Consider the following 19,921-nt stretch of genomic DNA (forward strand, 5'->3'; position numbering starts at 1 on the left):
GTCGCACATGCTTTACGAGATGAGTCGCTTATTAATGTTGTGCCCATTCTTCTCTAATTAAGTTGGTTGCAAATATGGCAAATTTAAAAAGTCCATTGCGGTATCCGGGTGGCAAAGCAAAAGCGTTGGATAGAATTCAATCCTACTTGCCCTTAACCTTTGTTGAATATAGAGAACCATTTGTCGGGGGAGGTTCTCTATTCATTTACCTAAAATATAAATTTCCTCATCTTAATGTTTGGATTAATGATCTAAACTACGATTTATTTTGCTTTTGGAAACATGCTCAATCTAGGATGGATGAACTAGTAGCAGCGATTTGGACAGTGAAAAACAGTAAGATACCTGGAAAAGAGTTGTTTTTAGAACTAACTTCGGTTGATATTGATGGTTTATCAGATTTTGAAAGGGCGGTACGTTTTTTCGTATTGAATCGGATTTCTTTTTCCGGCACCGTTGACTGTGGTGGTTTTTCACAGAAAGCATTTGAAACAAGGTTTACCAATTCATCCATCGAACGCCTCTATGCTCTCAAAGACTTGCTACAGGATGTTTTAATCACCAACCAAGACTATAGTGAGTCTTTAATTGCTCATGGAAATAAGGTCTTTGTTTTCTTGGATCCACCCTATTTCACAGCCACAAAATCTAGACTTTATGGCAAAAAAGGAGACTTGCATACTTCCTTTGATCACAATCGGTTCGCGCGAGTGCTAAAGCACTGCGAACATCAGTGGCTCATCACCTATGACGATTCTCCTGAAATTAGAGGAAATTTTCAGTTTGCAAACTTGTACAGTTGGGAAATGCAATATGGAATGAATAATTATATGCAGAACAGTGCCGCTAAGGGTAAAGAGTTATTTATAACAAACTATGAGACTAATGCAAATAAACCGAAACAACTAATGCTGCTGGACGGCTATTCATAGCTCTTGCGTTTCAGTCAAACTCATTTATCAAAATTATTTGACTTTCAGAATCATAATGTAGTAAACGGTTTTTTTAGCTGATTCTGGAAAATTCTCTCTCCAACCAGTTGGAGGTTCAGTAATAATATTATCGTAAACCCAGGGTAGATTCCCTTGTTTCCTAGACAGGCTCAATGCTCTATTATGCTCCGAGTTGCTGAGTTGTCCAATCCATGATCGCCTGATTGAGATTCTTATCGCTGTGTAGTAATGTTGAAAAAACTCGTCAAAAGAATAAATTTTAATATCTGATGGTTTTTCTATTCTGTTTGGAGCCTCAAGGATATAGTCCACCGGATGCATTGATAAACCATAATTAGGACTTCCTTTAAGCATTAAAAAATTAACTAATTTCTTAAAATCCTGCTCTTCAAAAAAATTCTGCCAGGGTCTATCTCGTAGAATATATCCGTTGTGAAACTGACGAATTTCTAGATCTAATTGGTTAATCTTTGCCTCAATATCACTAATATTCAGCCCTGAGAGAAGATTATACAAATTGACTCTTTGCAAGCGGTTAAATAAAACACTAGGTCCGAGTTGTTTGATTGAAATGCCTCTCCCATTGAGATATACATCAGCTTTTTTCCGAGCCGATGATGTGGAAATTAACTGCAAATCATTAGAAGTTGTGATTCCTCTATATCCTCCAACCCCCATTGGCGCAGAAATTTCTATGACTCGCCCAATATGCTCTAAAAAGATGACTCCTAAGTTGGAAAACAAGAATTTGCAAACCTCTATTTCATTGCCTGCCATTGATAGACTGTCCAAATTGATCTTTCTTAGCATTCCCCCACTGCTTGATAAAGTAAATCAGCAGACTTAAGCACACCTCGAATAAAATTTTTAACCGCTATTACTCTTGCTGTTGAATCTTTTTGATCCGCTGGCGAAATTCAGTTGCTATTTTAGGGTCGGGGATGGCTGCGGCAAGGGTTTCGATCAGGGTTTGGGGGTCAATCTGGGAATTACTTTTGAGGGCATCTTTGAGCAGTACGTTTGCGATCGGTCCAACGCAGCGAATCAGTTCCTGACGACAGTGTTCGACAAAGGTGGCACTTAAGGCGGGGGGAGGTTCTGGATTGCTTTGAGCGGTTACCTGGGGTGCTTGGGTAGCGGCAGTTTGAGAACCGGACGTGTCTCTGGAACCCGATGCTATGAGGGATAGGTTTTCTGAGGTTAGCTCCAAGGGAACTTGGATCCGGTGTTTGAAGGCGATCGCCTGTTTGGGGTCTGTCAGATGGGAGGTGAGGGTTTCGATGAAACCCTGGGGGGTGATGTAGGGATAGTTTGCCAGGATTTCGTCAACCAGTACATTGGCAATGGGTCCGACACAACGGGCTAACTCCTGACGGCACTGCTCGATAAAGGCAGACAGGGTTTGCGATCTGCCTGAAGCAGAAACGGGCGTACCTAAATCAATTGAACCAGCCAACCGCTTACCTGCGCCCTGTTCAGGTTGTGGCAGGCGGGGAGTTGGGGAGGCAGCCCTGGCAAAGGTCACTGGAGTAGACCTGGCACCGGAAATGGACAACCGTTGCATAGTATCCAATACTTCGTGGGCAGTCTGGAAACGCGCCTTTGGCTGCGGCATTAATAATTTGTCGAGTACCTGGCTCAAGGGAGTTTGGAGGGTGACGTGGGGCTGCCACTGCCATTGCAAAGACTCAGCGTTGATCAGTGCGTTGGGAGGTTTGCCAGTCAGCAACACGATCGCAGTCACGCCCAAAGCATAGAGGTCGCTACAGGGATAGCAATGCCCCATCCGAAGCTGTTCTGGTGGAGAGTAACCAAACTTGCCCACCATTGAAGTGCGGCGGATGATGACTGTTCCTTCGGTTTCAGAACCTTCTGCTTCAGACGAGCGGTTAAGAACATCTTTGACCAGCCCAAAGTCGATCAGAACAGGCACCTCGCGATCGCGGGAAAACATGATGTTATCGGGCGAAATATCCCGGTGGATCAGGTTAAGGCTATGCAGGTACTCTAAAACGGACAACAGATGTTGCAGCCATTGGATAATTTCGGTTTCAGAAAACCGCTGTCTCTGTTGCTGTCGTTGGCGCAAGAGTTGGGCATAGGTGACACCATTAATAAACTCCTGGACAATGAACAACCGCTGAGATTGAGTAAAGCCCGCGAGGAACTTTGGAATTTGGGGATGGTTGATTTGATAAAGTGTCTTTGCTTCTTTCTTGAACAGTTCGATCGCTTTTTGCAGCACTCGCCCAGACTGGTTAAGAGGGACAAATTCCTTTAGGACACAGGGTTCATTAAACCGTTGAGTATCCACCGCCAGGTACGATCGCCCAAACCCTCCCTGTCCCAACAGTCGTTGTACCCTGTACCGTCCGCCGACCAGGGTTCCGGTAGCAATACTACGCTGTTTTGGTTGGGGAAATTCAACAGGTTGAGTCTGCTGTTGCTGTTCCATTGGGGGCTTCCAGGAATCGTAAAAATTAATATAGTGAGAGCTGGTGTCCGAGCAGATGTGGGTAATCGGTAATCGGTAAACCTAAGACTGGTGATGGGCAATTACCGATTACCAGTCTGTGACCACCGGATTTAAGGGCAGTGTAGAGCACAATCGAGAAGAATCAGGGAATGTATTAGTCTTCTGCCAGAGACTTCACTTACTGGGAAGTTTAATCCGGAGAAGGGTTTTATCTTGTAAAGCTTCTTATCCTTTTGATTCCAAAGGTTTGCACTAACCCAGACCTGCACTAACCCAGACCTCGGAGGTTTAAGCTTCTAAGCTGGATCGTGATGGTTAATTTAGATTGAAACCTCCGAGGGCTAAGCCTAAGTCATACCCTCGATCTCGCCCTCTGCTTCATGGGCGATCGCCCGTAATTTTTCTAGCGTGGCTGATGACACGGACTGCCAGAGTCCCCGTTGGTTGGCTTCCAGGAGGCGCTCTGCCATATCACGCAGTGCCCAGGGATTTTTTTGTTGCACAAACGCCTGGATCGCTGGGTCAAACAAATAGGTTTCGGCAATGCCCTGATACATGAAGTCTTCCACACAATGGGCGGTGGCATCATAGGCAAACAGATAATCGACAGTTGCCGCCATTTCAAAGGCACCTTTGTAGCCGTGACGCATCACCCCTGCCAGCCATTTAGGATTGACGACGCGGGAGCGATAGACGCGGGCAATTTCTTCCTGGAGGCGGCGGATTTTGGGGTTTTCAGGTTGGGAGTGGTCACCAACATAGGTTTCTGGATTGTGCCCCTGAATAACACGCACGGCGGCGGTTAAGCCCCCCTGGAACTGGTAATAGTCGTCGGAGTCGAGCAGATCATGTTCGCGGTTGTCCTGGTTTTGTAAGACAATTTGTAGCTGGCTCAAGCGTTGCTCAAATGCCTCCGGGGCAGCAGTTCCGCCAGGGTTGCCTGGGACAAGCGCGGTATAGGCGTAGCTACTCCAGTTAATATAGGCGCGGGCAAGGTCGGCATCCTCGGTCCAGTTTTGGGCTTCAATCAGTCCCTGGAGTCCGGCACCGTAGGCACCCGGTTTAGAGCCAAAAATGCGATAGCGCGATCGCTCCTTCGCTTTGTCCTTTGCCAACCCTATAGACTGCCAGTAAGCTGTTTCCTGCTTTACCTGTGCCGCCAGCGGGTTTTGATCATCGGGTTCATCCAGGTCTGCAACGGCTGCAACCGCCTGGTCGAATAAATCGATCAAATTGGGAAATGCATCCCGGAAAAATCCAGAAATCCGCAAGGTCACATCCACTCTGGGACGACCCAGGACAGACAGAGGCAGGATCTCAAAATCAATTACCCGACGAGCAATGCCTTCCCACACAGGTTTAACGCCCAGCAGTGCCAGCGCCTCTGCCAGGTCATCTCCTCCCGTGCGCATACAGGAGGTACCCCACACGGAAAGCCCCAGAGTTTTGGGATACTCCCCATGCTCCTGGGTGTAGCGCTCAATTAAAGCTTCTGCCGCTTTGCGCCCCACATCCCAGGCGGTTTCAGTTGGGATGGCACGGATATCTACCGAGTAAAAGTTGCGTCCCGTGGGAAGAACCTCTGGACGACCGCGGGTAGGGGCACCGGCAGGACCCGCCGGAACATACTGACCATCCAGCCCCCGCAGAAAGTAGGTGATTTCCTGATTGGTTTGCTGCAAGGCGGGCAGGAGATGGGATTTGATCCAAGTCAGTTCTTTCTGAGTCAGCGGCAGAGAAACCCCCTCATCTGGTTGTCTGTCTCCCTGAGCAGCCTCCAAACAGTACTGCTCGACTAAACAGGCGGTATGGGTTTCCAGGAGTGCGATCGCATCCCCTACGGTTTGGTGAGAGGTGAGGGGGTGAGGGGGTGAGGGTACTGGATAGCCATCTTCCTGTTTTCTGACTTCTGGCTTCTGGCTTCTGGCTTCCCAAAGTTGAGCCATATCAGCCTTTAGAGGGTCAAACTCCCATCCCCAGTCCTGGGCAAGGGCGCGGGTTAAACCGAGTCGTCCCGCTCCTGGTTGGCGGGCGATCGCTACGATCAAATCTCGTAACTGCCGTCCCTGGGGGCACTGCCCAAAAATATGCAACCCATCTCTGATCTGAGCCTCTTTCAGCTCACAGAGGTAACCGTCCATAGAAGTGATGAGGTCGGTGAATGCCTCTGAGGGGGTGAGGGGGAGAGAAGTTGAGAGTTGAGAGTTGAGAGTTGAGAGTTGGGAATTGAGAGTTGGGAATTGAGAGGTGAAGGTTGAGAGTGCCCCTCCGCCCCTCTGCCCCTCTGCTCCTCTACTCCCTTGCCCTCCTACTTCCCTGACCCCTGACCCCTGACCCCTGACCCCTACATCCCACTCCAACTTCTCCTGCTGGATCAAGCTAGCAATTCGTTCTTGGATTGCCTCTAATCTAGACGGGTTCAGGCTTTGTGCCTCGTAGTACTCATCGATCAACCCTTCTAGCTGCTGCAAGGGTCCGTACAGTTCGGCGCGGGTCATGGGTGGGGTGAGGTGATCCAGGATAACGGCTTGCGATCGCCGCTTTGCCTGGGCACCTTCCCCCGGATCGTTGACGATGAAGGGATACAGGTGGGGAATGGGACCAAGCGCGACTTCGGGATAGCAGGATGCCGAAAGCGCAATGCTTTTCCCTGGTAGCCACTCCAGATTGCCGTGTTTACCGATGTGGGCGATCGCCTGCGCCCCAAACTGCGATCGTAGCCAGTGATAGAAGGCGAGATATTCGTGGGTGGGTTCCAGATCGGGGGCGTGATAGTTCAGAGATGGGTCTTTGTCATAGCCACGGGTGGGTTGGATGCCGATGAAGAGATTGCCAAGTTGGATGCCGGGGATGGGGATGGAGTTGTTAGTTGTTAGTTGTTGGTTGTTGGTTGTTGGTTGTTGGTTGTTAATGAGTTTAATCCCCCTTCCGTGTTCCGCTGCCCCGCTGTCCCACCGTTCACGAATCCCTTCCTGTACCGTTGCTGGCAGGCTGGCAAAGTAGGATTGATACTCCGCCTGGGTAAGGCTTTGATGGGTGGGGCGGAGTTCCCGTCCTTCAGGGTCATTGGTGATGCCGGTCGTGAGGCGCTGGATGAGTTCGTCAGCGGTTTGAGGTGGGTTTTCTACCCAGTAACCGGCTTGCTGGAGGGCTTTAATCAGTTCAACACAACTGGCGGGAGTGTCCAACCCGACCCCGTTTGCCAAACGACCATCGCGGGTGGGGTAATTTGCCAGGATCAAGGCAATTTTGCGCTGTTCTGGAGGGGTGCGGCGGAGGTTGACCCAGTTGGCGGCAAGGTCAGCAACAAATTGGATGCGATCGCCCACGGGTTCGTAGGTCACAACATCAGTTTCCAGTGCCTCATTGCGAGTCTTGATGGCTTTAAAGGAAACGGCACGGGTGATGATGCGCCCATCGACTTCTGGTAGCGCGACATTCATTGCTATGTCTCGCGGGGACAGCCCCCGCCATTGGTTTCGCCACTGGTCTATAGTGCCACTGCTCAGAATCACCTGCAAAACGGGGACATTCAACTGCTGCCAGAGATCGACTCTGGGGGCATCGGCGGTGAGTTGGGCGACGGAAAAGCTCATGGTGTTGAGCAGCAGAGCTATCGCAGGCGCATCCTTAGGCTGTAGCAGAGAGCGAAGTTCATCCTGTAGGTTGGCATCTCTGAGGGAGGAAAGGAAGACGGGGACGGGTTCCAGGTTTCGTTTCACTAGCGCCCGACAGAGGGTATCAATGGGGGCGGTGTTGCCTGCCAGGTAGTGTGCCCGGTAGAAGAGGATGCCGATTTGGGGGAGCGGGGGGAGGGGGGATGAGTTGGGAGGTGGAAGTTGGGAGTTGGGAGTTGAGGGTGGGATAGGGGCAGATTTCTGCCAGGGATAGATGCCGATTGGCGGAATGGATTTGGGGGCGGGGGGATTGTACTGTCCTTGCAGGCAAAGATCGGCAATGAATTGGAGGGCATGGGTAACATTTTCAACGCCGCCTTCGGTGAAGTAGCGCCAGATCTGGTTAACGGCAGTCAGGGGAATGGTGGAGAGGCTAAGTAATTCGGGGTCGGGGCGATCGTCTCCTGGCAAAACAATCAGGGTATTCCCTGTTCGCTGCACCAGCTCCTGGACAACTTCTAATCCGTAAGACCAGTATGCCCGTCCCCCTAAGAGGCGCAGCAGAATCACCTGAGCCTGATCCAGGACATCTTCGGCGTAGGTGTCAATGGTCAGCGGTTGTTGCAGGTGCAGCAGGTTGGCGACCCGTAGGGCTGGAAAGGAGGGGGGTAGCTGGCTGATGGCTCCTGCTAGCGTTTGAATATCGGTATCGGCAGCCGTCAGGAAAACCAGCGGTGCGGGAGTTTGTTCCAGGAAAACAACTCCTTCTCCTTCAGGGTTCCACCCTCCCGGTGTAGCAGCAATGCGGTGCATGGATGTAACGGGTCTAGATTGAGCGATTCTGATTTGATGGCTCTATACTCAAGAGATGATAACGAACAGCTCTGAGTCTACCTGGTTAAGCTGACAATAATCAGCCTTTAATAATTTGTCTTGAAGGACTGGGGTATTCGGAGTTTGATTGCCCTTGAACAGATGATGTTTAGAATCTGAGCGGTTTTAAAGAACTTCAGTTTCATTCTTTAAACAGCATATTTTCATGGCAGCGTGCATCTAGTCCATGCTTCTGAACTCCAGGCTCCCTTGATGTCTCTTGCTCGTGCCTTTAGTCTTCGCCGAATTTTGCCCTCTGCGGTGTTTGATCAGCTTGGCAACGTGATGCGTCAGACCGTCCAATCGATCGCAGAAGCCCCCCTGGTCCTCACAGAAGCGGTGTTACCTGCAAATCAACGACCGTTGGGGCAGGTTGAACGGTTTGTGGTAGTCATTTCCAGCCAGTTTAGTGGGTTATTGCTGGCAGAAACTCCACCTGGAAAAGCGGAACCTTTGCAGAATCAGCCGATTGATGAGGTGCTGCCACCGGATAATGTGATGAGGTGGATGGTCTGCCAGGTTGGGCTGACCTTTAATATCGATGAAATTGAATCTTTTTTAACAGGTTTGTCCGACAAACTTCACGACGACCCGTTAGCCGCCAATACGCTAAAGCAGGCGATTCAACAGCTTCAGCCCAATGACCCGACGGTGCAAAGTGAGTTTACACTGCGATTAGCGGAAATGTTGGCGGTGGCGCTATCGGTGGCGCTCCCACCGTCTGAAGACATTTCCTGTGATCTGGTGGTGGCGGCGGCATTGCAGCAACAGGTAGAGCAGGAACGCTTACTGAATGAGGTGACGAGTCAAATCCGCCAGAGCATGAACCTGCCGGATATTCTGGAAACCACCGTGAAGCAGGTGCGCCAACTGCTCCAGACGGAACGGGTGGTGGTTTATGAGTTTCACCCATCTGCGATCGCCCAAAGATGCGATCGCAGATGGGCGGACAAAGCCCAATACCCACGCACTGCCTACGGACGGATTACCTATGAATCGAGAGCCTCAGAGTCACTACCTGCCGCCCTGAACATGGAAGAGGGAATGCAATGTTTCCCAGATGTTCCCAATTACTTAGAGCGATACTCTAAGGGGTTTATTCAGGCAATTGACGATACTGAAGCAACCTTTGCCCTCTCCCCCTGCCTGCTGAAACTAATGCGGCGGGTTCAGGCACGGGCAAAGCTCGTCGTTCCAATTACGGTGCAGAAGGAACTATGGGGGTTATTGATTGCCCATCAATGCACCAAACCACGCTGCTGGCAGGATCACGAAAAGGTATTTATGAAGCGGATTGCCGAGCATCTGGCGATCGCTATCAACCAGTCCCGGCTTTACACTCAGTTGCAGCAGCAGAAACAAATGCTAGAACAACGAGTGGTGGAACGCACCCAGGAGCTAGGCGATGCCCTGGTTGCAGCGCAGTCTGCCAGCCGTGCTAAGACTGAATTTTTGGCTGCTATGAGCCATGAGTTACGCACGCCCCTGACCTGCGTCATTGGAATGGCTGAAACACTGTTGCGTGCCATGTCCCAGAAGCCAGATACTTACTCATTACAACCACAAAAGCAGCAGGAATATCTCCGTATCATCAAACGTAGTGGCGAACATTTGCTAGAGCTAATTAACGATATTCTGGATGTGTCTCAGGTTGAAGCGGGTAAAACAGTCTTAAATGTCACTCATTTTTCTCTGTCTCAGCTTGCGCATCAGAGCTTACAAATGCTTCGGGAAAAGGCACACTCCAGCGGAGTTGAGCTGGTTCTGGATTTGCGCCTGGACACTCATTCCAATAGCGCACCCCTGGGAGAAGACTCTTTCACCGCTGATCGACGACGGATTCATCAAATTCTGCTCAATCTTTTGAGTAATGCCGTCAAATTTACCCCAACGGGCGGACAGGTAACTTTGCGGGTTTGGGTTGAGAACAACCAAGCCATTTTCCAAGTCCAAGATACAGGGATTGGGATTCCAGCAAACCAGCACTCCCTCCTGTTCCAAAAATTTCAGCAACTAGACAGCACCTATCACCGCAACTACGAAGGCACTGGTTTGGGATTGGCTCTGACCAAACAATTGGTGGAACTTCACGGTGGCTCCATTGATGTAGATTCGACGGTTGGAGTCGGCTCTGTATTTACCGTCAAACTTCCTGCTCACCCACTGGTGCCCAGTGCCAAAAATGGAGCAACGGACAATTTCCAGGTCTCCTCTTCGACCCTCGTAGCTGAGAGCCTGGACAAAGCTAAAAGAATCAACAATGTCCTATCGTTTGGTGGGCGTATTGTTCTAATTGAAGACCATGAAGAAACCGCCATGCTGGTCTGTGATTTGCTCACAGCCGCGGGTTGTCAGGTCGTCTGGATGCTGGATGGTTCTACTGCGATTAAGCAAATTGAAATGTTGCAACCGCTGTTAGTGATCACAGACATTCAGCTACCGGGAATGGACGGCTACGAAGTCATCCAATTTCTCCGCTATCACCCTGCGACAAAAACCATTAAAATTTTGGCACTGACTGCCAGGGCACTCCCTGAAGACCGGGAACGCTGTCTGGCAGCAGGAGCCAATGCTTACCTGGCAAAACCTGTTCAGCCCTATCAACTGCTGGATAAGGTGGCGGCATTGGTTAGCAAAGAGTAGGGTGTGCGTCAGCGTCAAAAACCTGAAGCAGACTTTCCTGCTAATACAGTGAGTATTTAATTTTGCAACACGACCTGTTGAAAGTGTTGGGTTGAGCTAGTGCTCAACCCAACCTACGTTGCAGAACTTTTAGGTTGCTCTACTAGGACTTGATTAGCCCTAGCATTCCTCCATTCTGGGAGGACACTGCCCAGGAATATCCAGCTTGATCGAGGGCTTGGGTCAGTTTCCGTCTGAGCAGACGTTGGGTATCTAAATGTTTACCGGGTTTTACTTTCGTTCGGGTGAGGAGTACCAAATTATCTCTGCCAAGGGTTTCCAAGCCATCCACCTGGGTTGCTTCTAATACGTCCAGACAATCTGCTTTTAGTTGTTGCCCAACCGTTTCAATGAGGGAGTAGACCTGTTCCAGGTTGGCGAGATCGGTTACAGGCACTTCCACTTTGGCGTAAGTATATTGCTTAGAGTAGTTGATGATGGAGCCAATCTCGCCATTACGGATGATTTGTAGTTGACCATCGGGATGGCGGATATGGGTAGTTCTCAGTTCAATCGCCTCTACAACTCCTTCTACAGGTCTTTCCTCCATCTTTCCGGCTTCAATATAATCACCCACCAGGTAGTAATTTTCAAACAGGACGAAAAACCCACACACAATATCATTGATCAGGTTTTGAGCACCGAAACCAATTACAATGCCAACCAGCCCTGCGCCTGCCAGAAGTGGAGTCGGATCGATGGTGAAAATTTTGAGGATAATCAGGGCGGCTGAGAAGTAAATTGCATATTTCAAAACACTTTTGAGTAGGGGAATAATCGTCAGTCGCCGCTGCCGCTGCAAGTCCGTCAGATGCTCAGTGCTGAGGACTAAATCTTCAAGCACAACATTGGTCAACTCAATTAGAACTCCGCAGGCAAAATAAATGGTAATGATGCCAATCATGTCATCGGCATAGGATGCAATCCAGGCAATGAAATCAATTTCTTGAATAATCAGGGCTGCAATGCCGACATAAAGCATATATGCCACACACTTTTTCAGTGCCGGAACCAGATGGCGAAACCGTTCGTAGTAGCGCAACAGATTATCAGGATTGGAATACTGGATGCTGAGTGCATCGAGCGTATCGATCAAGGCTGTCAGGGTTTTGATGACCAATTGCCCGATCGCGATCGCCACGTAGGATTTGAGCGCAATATACAGATATTTCGGAACAACGTCGGGTAAGTAGAGAAATTGGGTACACAGAATTCCTGCAAATATCCAAATGCTATTGGTGAGGGTCTTTTTCAGATAGGTGAAAAATGCTTCAACGGCTTCATCGTTGGCAGTGATGCGATCGTAGTTTTTGGCGAAGGTACTTGCCCGGTTTAACCATTGATGCAGAAAGGGTAGGCAATATTTGACCAGCAGCAACAGGATGATGCACTTGGCGATCGCCGTCACCGATGCCAACCAAAATTCTGGTGGAACGCTGCGAATCAAATTGAGTTGGAATTCCTGGACACTTTTGCCCTGATAGATCAACACGCTGTTAATGCTGACAATCACAAAGCAGAACCCAACACAGGTTAGCAGGCATAGGAGATTAATATTTTGCCGTAGCGTCAGCAATTTCTGAATCTGACCCTTGAACCAAGTGGTGGTCAGCAGCTTAAACAAAATCCTAACCAGCCAGTTGAGTCCCGTGAAGACAACAATTAAAAAAACAACTTGAGCGAAGGTAATAGCGATGTCCACAGTTCGTCAAAACACTAAGTGACAGGCAGCATCTCAAGCCTCTTCTGGCTTTGGGGTTAAGACTGTATATGAAACTACAAAACAGTGTTTGGATCGGGGATTAAGGACAAGGACGAATGACAAAGGACAAATAACTCCATTCCCCAACTTCCAACTCTCAAGTTTCCACTTTCAATTCTCCACTCCGCCCCAACTCCCGTATCACGGCTTCTGCCGATCGCGGTTGCCATCCCAGTTCTTGACGGGCTTTGCTGGCATCGACTCGGACGCAGCGATCGTAGATGTAATGGACTCGTTCGCGGCTCAAGGGTGGTTGCCAGGAAAATAGGCGACCAGTGGGGTCAAGTAGGTTTCCCAGCAGGCGGACTAAAAATTCTGGCGCTTCATTGGGGGCGGGAATGCCTCTTTCCTTGCCAAGCAGGGCAAACATCTCGGAGGTGGTCATTTCTCCCGCAGAGATGATGTAGTGTTCTCCCGGTTTGCCTTTTTCAGCCGCCAGGATCATGGCGGTTGCCAGATCGTCTACGTGAACGATACCAGTGATGCGGCTACCGCCTGCCCATAGTTTCAGCCCGCCCTTAAGGAATTGTTTGAGGATGGGACCAAAGTGGGGGTCATCGGCACCAAAGATGCCCGATGGTAAAATGCTGACCACCGGAAACCCTGCCGCCGCTGCTTGATCAACCAGTTTCTGTGCTTCAAATTTGGTGCGATCGTAGGCAGAGGAAAAGTCGGGTTGCTCCCGTTTAAAGGTTTCATTGACTAAGCGCCCCTGGGTATCCCCAAACACACCAATCGTGCTGCAATAAACCAGTTTAGAAACCCCCGCAGCCTGTGCAGCCTCCAGAACGGCGCGAGTCCCTTCCACATTCACTCGCTCCATCTCGGCTTCATTCACGATCCCCAGTTCCACATAGGCAGCCGTATGAAAAACCGTATCTACTCCTGTGGTGGCGGCTTTCAGGATGGCGCGATCGCCCACGTCCCCATAAACCAACGTTGCCTTGCACCCCTCCAATCGTGACAGGTTACTCGACTTTCTTACCAGAGCGGTAACTTCGTCTCCTCGCTGTTCTAGAGCTTTAACCAGATGAGATCCTGTAAACCCACTAGCTCCTGTAACAAGTACCTTCATGTCCCCAAACCTGAATGTTCGACCTATTGTGACACAACACAGAACAACAGGCTTTAGATCCCCGGAATCTACGAGATTCCGGGGATCTGGATAGAGGCTCGATGCTGGAAGAATTGCTTTCCAGGCTGAATCAGATCTTTTAAGTAGAAGGATGGAGTATCACTTCCAACCTGCCCGATCCATCAACTTCAATGCTTCACCGTTATTTTTACCGTAGGTCGCCGCATTCAGCTTATCCTCCTTGAAGGTACCCAGGCTGGCAAGCACCGGATCTTTCGCAACCCCTTCTAGAATTGGATACTCATTGTTCCCTTTGGCAAAAATTTCCTGCACCTGGGGACTTGCCAGATGTTCCAGAAATAGAATGGCAGCCTGCTGGTTTTTGGAAGTCTTCACCACTCCAGCACCACTGATATTAATGTGAGTGCCGCGATCGCCCTTTCCCTGATTGGGGAAAAACACCCCAATTTTAGAAGCCACTGCCTTGTCTTCTGGCTTGTCTGACTTCAGCAGCCGTACTACATAGTATTGATTGACAAAAGTAACGTCTGCCGCTCCCGATGCCACTGCCCTGATCTGGGCAGTATCGTTCCCTTCTGGTGGACGAGCAAAGTTGGCAACCAGCCCTTTTGCCCAGGCTTCCGTTTCTTGGGGTCCATCCGCCGCCAGAATCGAGCCAGTTAGGGACTGGTTATAGACATGGCTAGAGGTGCGCGAAATCACCCGTCCTTTCCACTTCGGATTCGCCAGATCCTCATAGGTCGAAAGCTCGGCGGGTTTCACCTTGTCTTTGTTGTAAACAATCACCCGTGCTCGCTTGGTAAAGCCATACCAGTAGCCCGCTGGCTCTGCCAGGTTAGCTGGGACTGCCTTCTTCAACACAGCCGATGTAACGGGTTGCAGCAAATCCGCTTCCTGCGCCCGCCAAAGGCGACCGGCATCGACGGTAATCAGCACATCCGCCGGACTATTTGCCCCTTCACTCTTCATCCGCTCAATCAGCTTATCGGCATCCGCTTCAACCAGGTTGACTTTAATCCCGGTCTTCTGGGTAAAGCTTTCGTAGATTGCCGTGTCGGTATCGTAGTGCCGCGCTGAGTAAAGATTAATCACTTGATTAGACTGAGCAAAGCTGACTGACTTGCTCAAGTGATGCATCCCTACGGCTGCCGCGGCTGCGCCAGCAGCGATGAAAACACGTCTAGTAATTCCCATTTTTCTCATTCATTCCCATGTCGATCTTGAAAGAGCGTCTGAGTTGCCCTTCCAGTAGTTTGTTGAGGTTATTGAAATAGATTACTAATAAGGAAAGTAGGATAAATCAGGGCCACTGTCAAGTGGATTCCTGTCGATCAGTTTAATTCTGTATTGCTTTGATGATGACCATTCAAGATAGAAAATTCGCCATGCCTCAGAATGCTTTTGGGAAATAGGTTTTAGCTATTTTTTATATCCTTAAACGGAGATTTCCCAGGTCTGCTGATGACGAGACTGATCTTTTTAAGCGGATAGGGAATTGTGCGAGGCATAAATATTGCAACTTATTGGCAATTGATGTTGACAGAGCAACCCTCAGCCAGCTACTTTTTTGAGAGTATTAGCCAATAAGCTCTGAGCTTTATCGCTCTAGACGTGCCTCCCAGGATGCATAGTCCAGTGTTCTGCTGCAATTTCAGATTGATTTGCATTGCAGTCAGATCACTTCTGGACAGGTTTTCTGCGGTTTGTCTAAGGTCGATGGACTCCAGGGCTAGCTTTGTGTTGGGCATAAAAGCGTAGTGAATTAATGAGTTTTACTTTCAATTAAATAGTTCTGTAATGGTGGGAGAGTGAACAAAGCCAATGAATCAATTGCTGCTGCATAGTGTGCTGCTAACGACTCCGATCGCCCTGGGAGTAATGGTCTCTGCTCAAACAAGGGCTGAGGAAGTTCTGTCTCCGCAGGCAGAAGTCTTAGCGCCAGTTAGCGATCGCCCCTTGAGTCAGCCAGGTGAAGGGCGGGCGATCGCTCAAAGTGATTTCTCCCCAATGTCTGTGGGTGAGGGTTCCCCCTCTCTAGATGAATCTTCCCTAGCTCAAGTCACTTCGGTGTCCCAGCTATCTGATGTCCGCCCTACAGACTGGGCATTCCAGGCATTGCAGTCCCTGGTCGAGCGCTATGGCTGTATTGTGGGCTATCCCGATCGCACCTATCGAGGCAACCGGGCACTGTCCCGCTACGAGTTTGCCGCCGGACTAAACGCTTGCATGGATCGGATCAATGAATTGATTGTGGCAGGCACCGCCGATCTGGTTCGCAAAGAAGACCTGCTGGCAGTTCAGCGGATGCAGGAAGAGTTCGCCGCAGAATTGGCAACCCTGCGCGGTCGGGTGGATTCTCTTGAAGTTCGCACTGCCACCCTGGAAAGGCAACAGTTTTCGACCACAACCAAACTGAGAGGGGAAGTCATTTTTGCCCTGGCAAGTGTCTTTGGCAATGAAGCCGCTGGTGGAGGAGAACTGCAAGACAACCCGATTCTGGCAAATCGAGCGCGTTTAAACTTTGATACGAGCTTTACGGGCAAAGATCAACTAAGAGTTCGCATCCAGGGAAGAAACATTACTCCTTTTAGCGGTAATGTAACTGGAACCAACATGACTCGACTCGCCTTTGATGGAAATGAAGGAAATCAGGTCAATGTGGATGACCTGTTCTATCGCTTTCCCCTGGGAGACAAAACGCGAGTCTGGTTGATCGCGAATGCTTACGGTTCAGAAAATATCGCAAATCCACTCAATCCATTCTTACAAAGTGATGGTTCCGGCTCAATTTCCCGGTTTGGGCGCTTCAGTCCCCTGTATCGAATAGCCGAAGGTGCTGGTATTGCTTTAGAACACAAATTTGCGGATTCTCTGACTCTGGCACTGGCTTACCGGGCAAAGAATGCCAGTAACCCAGAGGAAAAAAGAGGACTGTTTGACGGCAACTATAGCGCCCTTGCCCAACTCACTTTTTCGCCCAGCAAAACCTTCAGCGTAGGAGCGACCTACGTTCGCAATTACTTTGCTGGGTTTGATGTAAATGCGACAAGCAGTACTGGCAGCGCTTTCGCCCAACGCCCATTTAACCAGGTTGCCACTTCGACTAATTCCTATGGCGCGACTGCCAGTTGGCTGATTAGTCCTCGATTTAACCTGGGAGGCTGGGCTGGACTCACTCAGGCAAATGCTGAAGCTGGAGTTAACCGAGGTGCTGACGCTACCATTTGGAACTGGTCAGTGAACCTGGCGTTTCCCGATCTGGGCAAGAAAGGCAACTTGGGTGGAATTATTGTTGGAATGCCTCCCAAAGTGACGGATAACGACATCAGAACTCGTCAAAATTCGGACACTTCCATCCATGTTGAAACCCTTTACCGCTATCAAGTCAGTCCGAATATTTCGATTACACCAGGAGTGATTGTAATCTTTAACCCGGAACACAATCGCAACAACGACACCGTTTATGTGGGTTTAATTCGGACAACCTTCTCGTTCTAAATCGGATTAATGCCCTAAAATTCCCCTCACATCAGACCAGCCCCTCGGTAACAAAGGGGCTTTTTTCCATTCTTAACCTGCGATCGCGGCAATACACTCAATTTCCACCAGAACATCCTTGGGCAATCGGGAAACCTCGACACAGGCACGGGCAGGAGCAGTATTTTCCTCAAAATATTGGGCATAAACTGCATTCATGGCAGCAAAGTCATTCATATTTGCCAGAAACACACTGGTTTTCACTACATCCGACAGTGTGGCACCTGCCGCTTCCAGAATCGCTTTTAAGTTTGAGATGGCTTGCTCGGTTTGTTTTGCCACATCCCCATCCCCTACAATTTGCCCTGTTACGGGATCCAGCGGGATCTGTCCCGCCACAAAGACGAATTGCCCACTTGCCGCGATCGCCTGATTATAGGGACCTACAGGAGCCGGAGCGGAATCGGTACGAATGATTTTGCGAGTCATAATCGTGGTCGGTGTCCGTAGAATCGGTAGCGGAGATAGTCCTGCAAAATTTTATCGTGGTCGAAACACAAATTTTTAGGAATTTGCCAGGGATCGAAGATTTCCAGGTGCTTCGCGTCATCTCCAGCATTGGGTTCACCCTGGGCAGTTGCCAAAAACACGATACCAATGGTGTGCTGGCGAGGATCTCGGTTCGGATCGGAATAGACGTGAAACTGTTCAATCAACTCGACTTCTAAACCCGTTTCCTCGTGTGCCTCTCGCTGGGCAGCGGTTTCTATCAATTCCCCGTAGTCCACAAATCCACCGGGAATCGCCCAACCGTAAGGAGGATTGAGCCGCTCGATCAAAACAATCGGACGGTGAGGGCGGTCAATCAGTTCAATGATGATATCAACAGCGGGTGTGGGATTGCGGTAGGTCATGGGGTAAGGAGTGAGAAGTTGAGGGTTGAGAGTTGAGAGTTGGAAATCGTCAGGTTACTTAGACCTCGGAGGTTTTGAGTTTAGATGAACGCTAATTAACAACTGCCTCCTGCCTCTCCCCTTTGCCCCAATTCTTGTTGCAACAATTCTCCATGAATCAGTGCCCGATCGACCAGAAATTGAATCTGGTCATTCGATAGGGGGGAACCATTGGCATATTGTTCGATCCAGGTTTGGCTGATCTGGTTGGGGTTGGCTGGAATGTCTGTGAGTTCCCAACCAGGGAGAGACAGATCTTGCATAAGCTGGCGGACTTTGGGGTCATAGCTGAGGGCAAAGCAGCGGCACTCTTCGGCAGCAGCCATAATTAGTCCGTGGAAGCGCATGGAAATTGCCATCTCAACCCCGCGAAACAATCCTTTTAACTGCTGGGGATCTTCCAGGCTGATAATCTGGCTGGGACCGGGGAGTTGGGGTTGAATGGTTTGGGCGATCGCCAGATCCTGGCTCTTTTGAAACGGTACTAACAAAATGCAGGTCTGGGTTGCTTTCTGAAAATCAATCAAAGCCTGGGTCAGGTTTGCCAGTTTAGTTGGAGTCAGTAAAGGATGGGTCCGCAGATTCACGGCGACCCTGGGTGCGGGCAAATCCCACAGTCCACTGACTGGCTTCGACTCCATTGCCCATACCGGATCGGGAGCCAGCGTAAAAGGAATGCCCCAATCCGCCAGAAACTCAGCCGAGCCACGATCGCGCACACTCACGACCGAGCATCCGGCAAAGGTATGTTTGGCTGCCCAGCGGGTGAAGGGTCGTTTCAGGGGACCAATCCCCTGTGCCCAGGCGATCGTCTTCAAGCCAAAAATTTGAGCCAGTTTCATTAGCCCGGTGTAGTAGAGAGGACTCATGGCACTGGTGGCATCCTGAATTAAACTACCGCCTCCCCAGATAAATACCTGGGACTGGCGGAATGCCCGCAATAGAGCCTGGGGATCTTTCCGGTTGATGGCAGCCACACCGTAGCGATCGCTCGTCTGCTGTGGATTCCCAGACAACACCAGCGGCAGCACATGCTTCGGTAACATCTGCAATAACGAAGCCAGCAACGCCTCATCTCCCCCATTACCCTGCCCATAATATCCACATAAAATCGCTCGCACGGTTCCCATAGTGTTGAGTTTTGAGTTATGAGTTCTAAGTTAGAGGAATGCGTTCCAAACTCAAAACCTTTCCCCTCTGCTCTAACAACCAACAACCAACAACCAACAACTCTCCTCACCCCTCACCTCACTATGCACGCCCTCTCCATCCCTACCTGGATCATCCACACCTCTAGTGTTATTGAATGGATTGCCGCTATCTGGCTCATCTGGCGCTATGGCGAATTAACGGGTAATCGTGCCTGGTGGTGGTTCTCGCTGGCGATGCTGCCTGCTCTGGTGAGCGCCATGTGTGCCTGCACCTGGCATTTTTTTGACAACCCAGAGTCCCTGACATGGTTGGTGACGCTGCAAGCCTCAATGACGGTTGTGGGAAATGTGACGTTGATGATTGCCGCCTGGGTGCTGTGGAGGCAGGGAACAGGGGATAAGGGACAGAATACTGGGGTCAGGGGCGGGGCGATCGCGCCCAGTCTGTTCCTCCTCCCAGCGGTTTCCATTTCCAAAGATACTCTGTTTGCCGTTTCCCTATTTCCCTACCTGGCATTTCTCTGGTTCATTACCCGCTCTCGCCAAATGCCTCGACTGGCGCTAATCGGGTTTTACATGACCCTGGTATTTGTAGGAGTCACTATTCCAGCGGGCATTTATGCCAAAGTCGCCTATGGTCAAAACCTGGCGGATGTGGACTGGCTGCATGGGAGTGCCGAGTCCTTTCTAACCCTGTCAAATATCCTGGTTGTGCTCGGCTTCCGGCAGGCTGTGATAGAACGGCAGCAAATGTTAGAGCAGGAAGATTATTAGTTGTTAGCTGTTAGTTGTTAGTTGTTATACCAATTTCATTTAAGGATGAGCAGAACTAACCCTTGTCAGGCAAGGGGCTTAAGCCCCTTGTTCAGTGCAGCCTCATA

General features: G+C 50.0%; 13 protein-coding genes. 4 read left to right on the forward strand and 9 right to left on the reverse strand.

The window, feature by feature from the left end; genetic code table 11:
* Positions 1-74 precede the first annotated feature (74 nt).
* On the forward strand, positions 75-932 hold the full coding sequence (locus AC1S52_RS30060) for a DNA adenine methylase (protein WP_482032729.1): 858 nt from the start codon (positions 75-77) through the stop codon (positions 930-932).
* Positions 933-965: 33 nt separating this feature from the next.
* On the opposite strand, the gene AC1S52_RS30065 is transcribed toward AC1S52_RS30060, so the two are convergent.
* The 3 genes from AC1S52_RS30065 to cobN form a co-directional block, all read right to left on the reverse strand.
* Positions 966-1,730 carry a hypothetical protein gene (locus AC1S52_RS30065; RefSeq protein ID WP_482032730.1) on the reverse strand — a complete coding sequence of 255 codons (765 nt, stop codon included), beginning with the start codon at positions 1,728-1,730 and terminating at the stop codon, positions 966-968.
* A gap of 100 nt (positions 1,731-1,830) precedes the next feature.
* On the reverse strand, positions 1,831-3,408 hold the full coding sequence (locus AC1S52_RS30070; RefSeq protein ID WP_482032731.1) for a DUF8082 domain-containing protein: 1,578 nt from the start codon (positions 3,406-3,408) through the stop codon (positions 1,831-1,833).
* A gap of 368 nt (positions 3,409-3,776) precedes the next feature.
* The gene (gene cobN / locus AC1S52_RS30075; protein WP_482032732.1) at positions 3,777-7,859 is read right to left on the reverse strand and encodes a cobaltochelatase subunit CobN; all 4,083 of its coding nucleotides are present in this window, start codon (positions 7,857-7,859) and stop codon (positions 3,777-3,779) included.
* A gap of 273 nt (positions 7,860-8,132) precedes the next feature.
* Between cobN and AC1S52_RS30080 the strand changes: the two genes are divergently transcribed.
* Positions 8,133-10,562 (forward strand): hybrid sensor histidine kinase/response regulator, encoded by a 2,430-nt coding sequence (locus tag AC1S52_RS30080; protein ID WP_482032733.1) that lies wholly within the window; start codon positions 8,133-8,135, stop codon positions 10,560-10,562.
* 142 nt (positions 10,563-10,704) lie between these two features.
* Here the strand turns inward: AC1S52_RS30080 and AC1S52_RS30085 are convergent, their stop codons facing one another.
* From AC1S52_RS30085 to AC1S52_RS30095, 3 genes are all read right to left on the reverse strand, one after another.
* Positions 10,705-12,303, reverse strand: coding sequence for a mechanosensitive ion channel family protein (locus AC1S52_RS30085; RefSeq protein WP_482032734.1), 1,599 nt, complete (start codon positions 12,301-12,303; stop codon positions 10,705-10,707).
* A gap of 157 nt (positions 12,304-12,460) precedes the next feature.
* Complete coding sequence (locus AC1S52_RS30090; RefSeq protein WP_482032735.1) at positions 12,461-13,438, reverse strand: NAD-dependent epimerase/dehydratase family protein; 978 nt, start codon at positions 13,436-13,438, stop codon at positions 12,461-12,463.
* A gap of 159 nt (positions 13,439-13,597) precedes the next feature.
* The gene (locus AC1S52_RS30095; RefSeq protein ID WP_482032736.1) at positions 13,598-14,653 is read right to left on the reverse strand and encodes a Fe(3+) ABC transporter substrate-binding protein; all 1,056 of its coding nucleotides are present in this window, start codon (positions 14,651-14,653) and stop codon (positions 13,598-13,600) included.
* 627 nt (positions 14,654-15,280) lie between these two features.
* Here AC1S52_RS30095 and AC1S52_RS30100 point away from each other — a divergent pair.
* Positions 15,281-16,957, forward strand: a complete 1,677-nt coding sequence (locus AC1S52_RS30100) for an iron uptake porin (protein WP_482032737.1) — start codon at positions 15,281-15,283, stop codon at positions 16,955-16,957.
* Positions 16,958-17,029: 72 nt separating this feature from the next.
* Here the strand turns inward: AC1S52_RS30100 and AC1S52_RS30105 are convergent, their stop codons facing one another.
* The 3 genes from AC1S52_RS30105 to csaB form a co-directional block, all read right to left on the reverse strand.
* On the reverse strand, positions 17,030-17,425 hold the full coding sequence (locus AC1S52_RS30105) for a RidA family protein (RefSeq protein WP_482032738.1): 396 nt from the start codon (positions 17,423-17,425) through the stop codon (positions 17,030-17,032).
* A complete protein-coding gene (locus AC1S52_RS30110) occupies positions 17,422-17,850 on the reverse strand; it encodes an NUDIX domain-containing protein (RefSeq protein ID WP_482032739.1) in 429 nt (142 codons plus the stop codon). The genes AC1S52_RS30105 and AC1S52_RS30110 overlap by 4 nt, the downstream gene beginning before the upstream one ends.
* Positions 17,851-17,945: 95 nt before the next feature.
* Positions 17,946-19,019: a polysaccharide pyruvyl transferase CsaB gene (gene csaB / locus AC1S52_RS30115; RefSeq protein ID WP_482032740.1), complete on the reverse strand. Its 1,074-nt coding sequence runs from the start codon at positions 19,017-19,019 to the stop codon at positions 17,946-17,948.
* Between the two features lie 123 nt (positions 19,020-19,142).
* On the opposite strand from csaB, the gene AC1S52_RS30120 reads away from it, so the two are divergent.
* Entirely contained in the window at positions 19,143-19,814 is a 672-nt protein-coding gene (locus AC1S52_RS30120; protein WP_482032741.1) for a DUF3593 domain-containing protein, read from the forward strand.
* Positions 19,815-19,921: the final 107 nt, after the last annotated feature.

This window comes from Kovacikia sp. CALU 1929 (assembly GCF_056784235.1).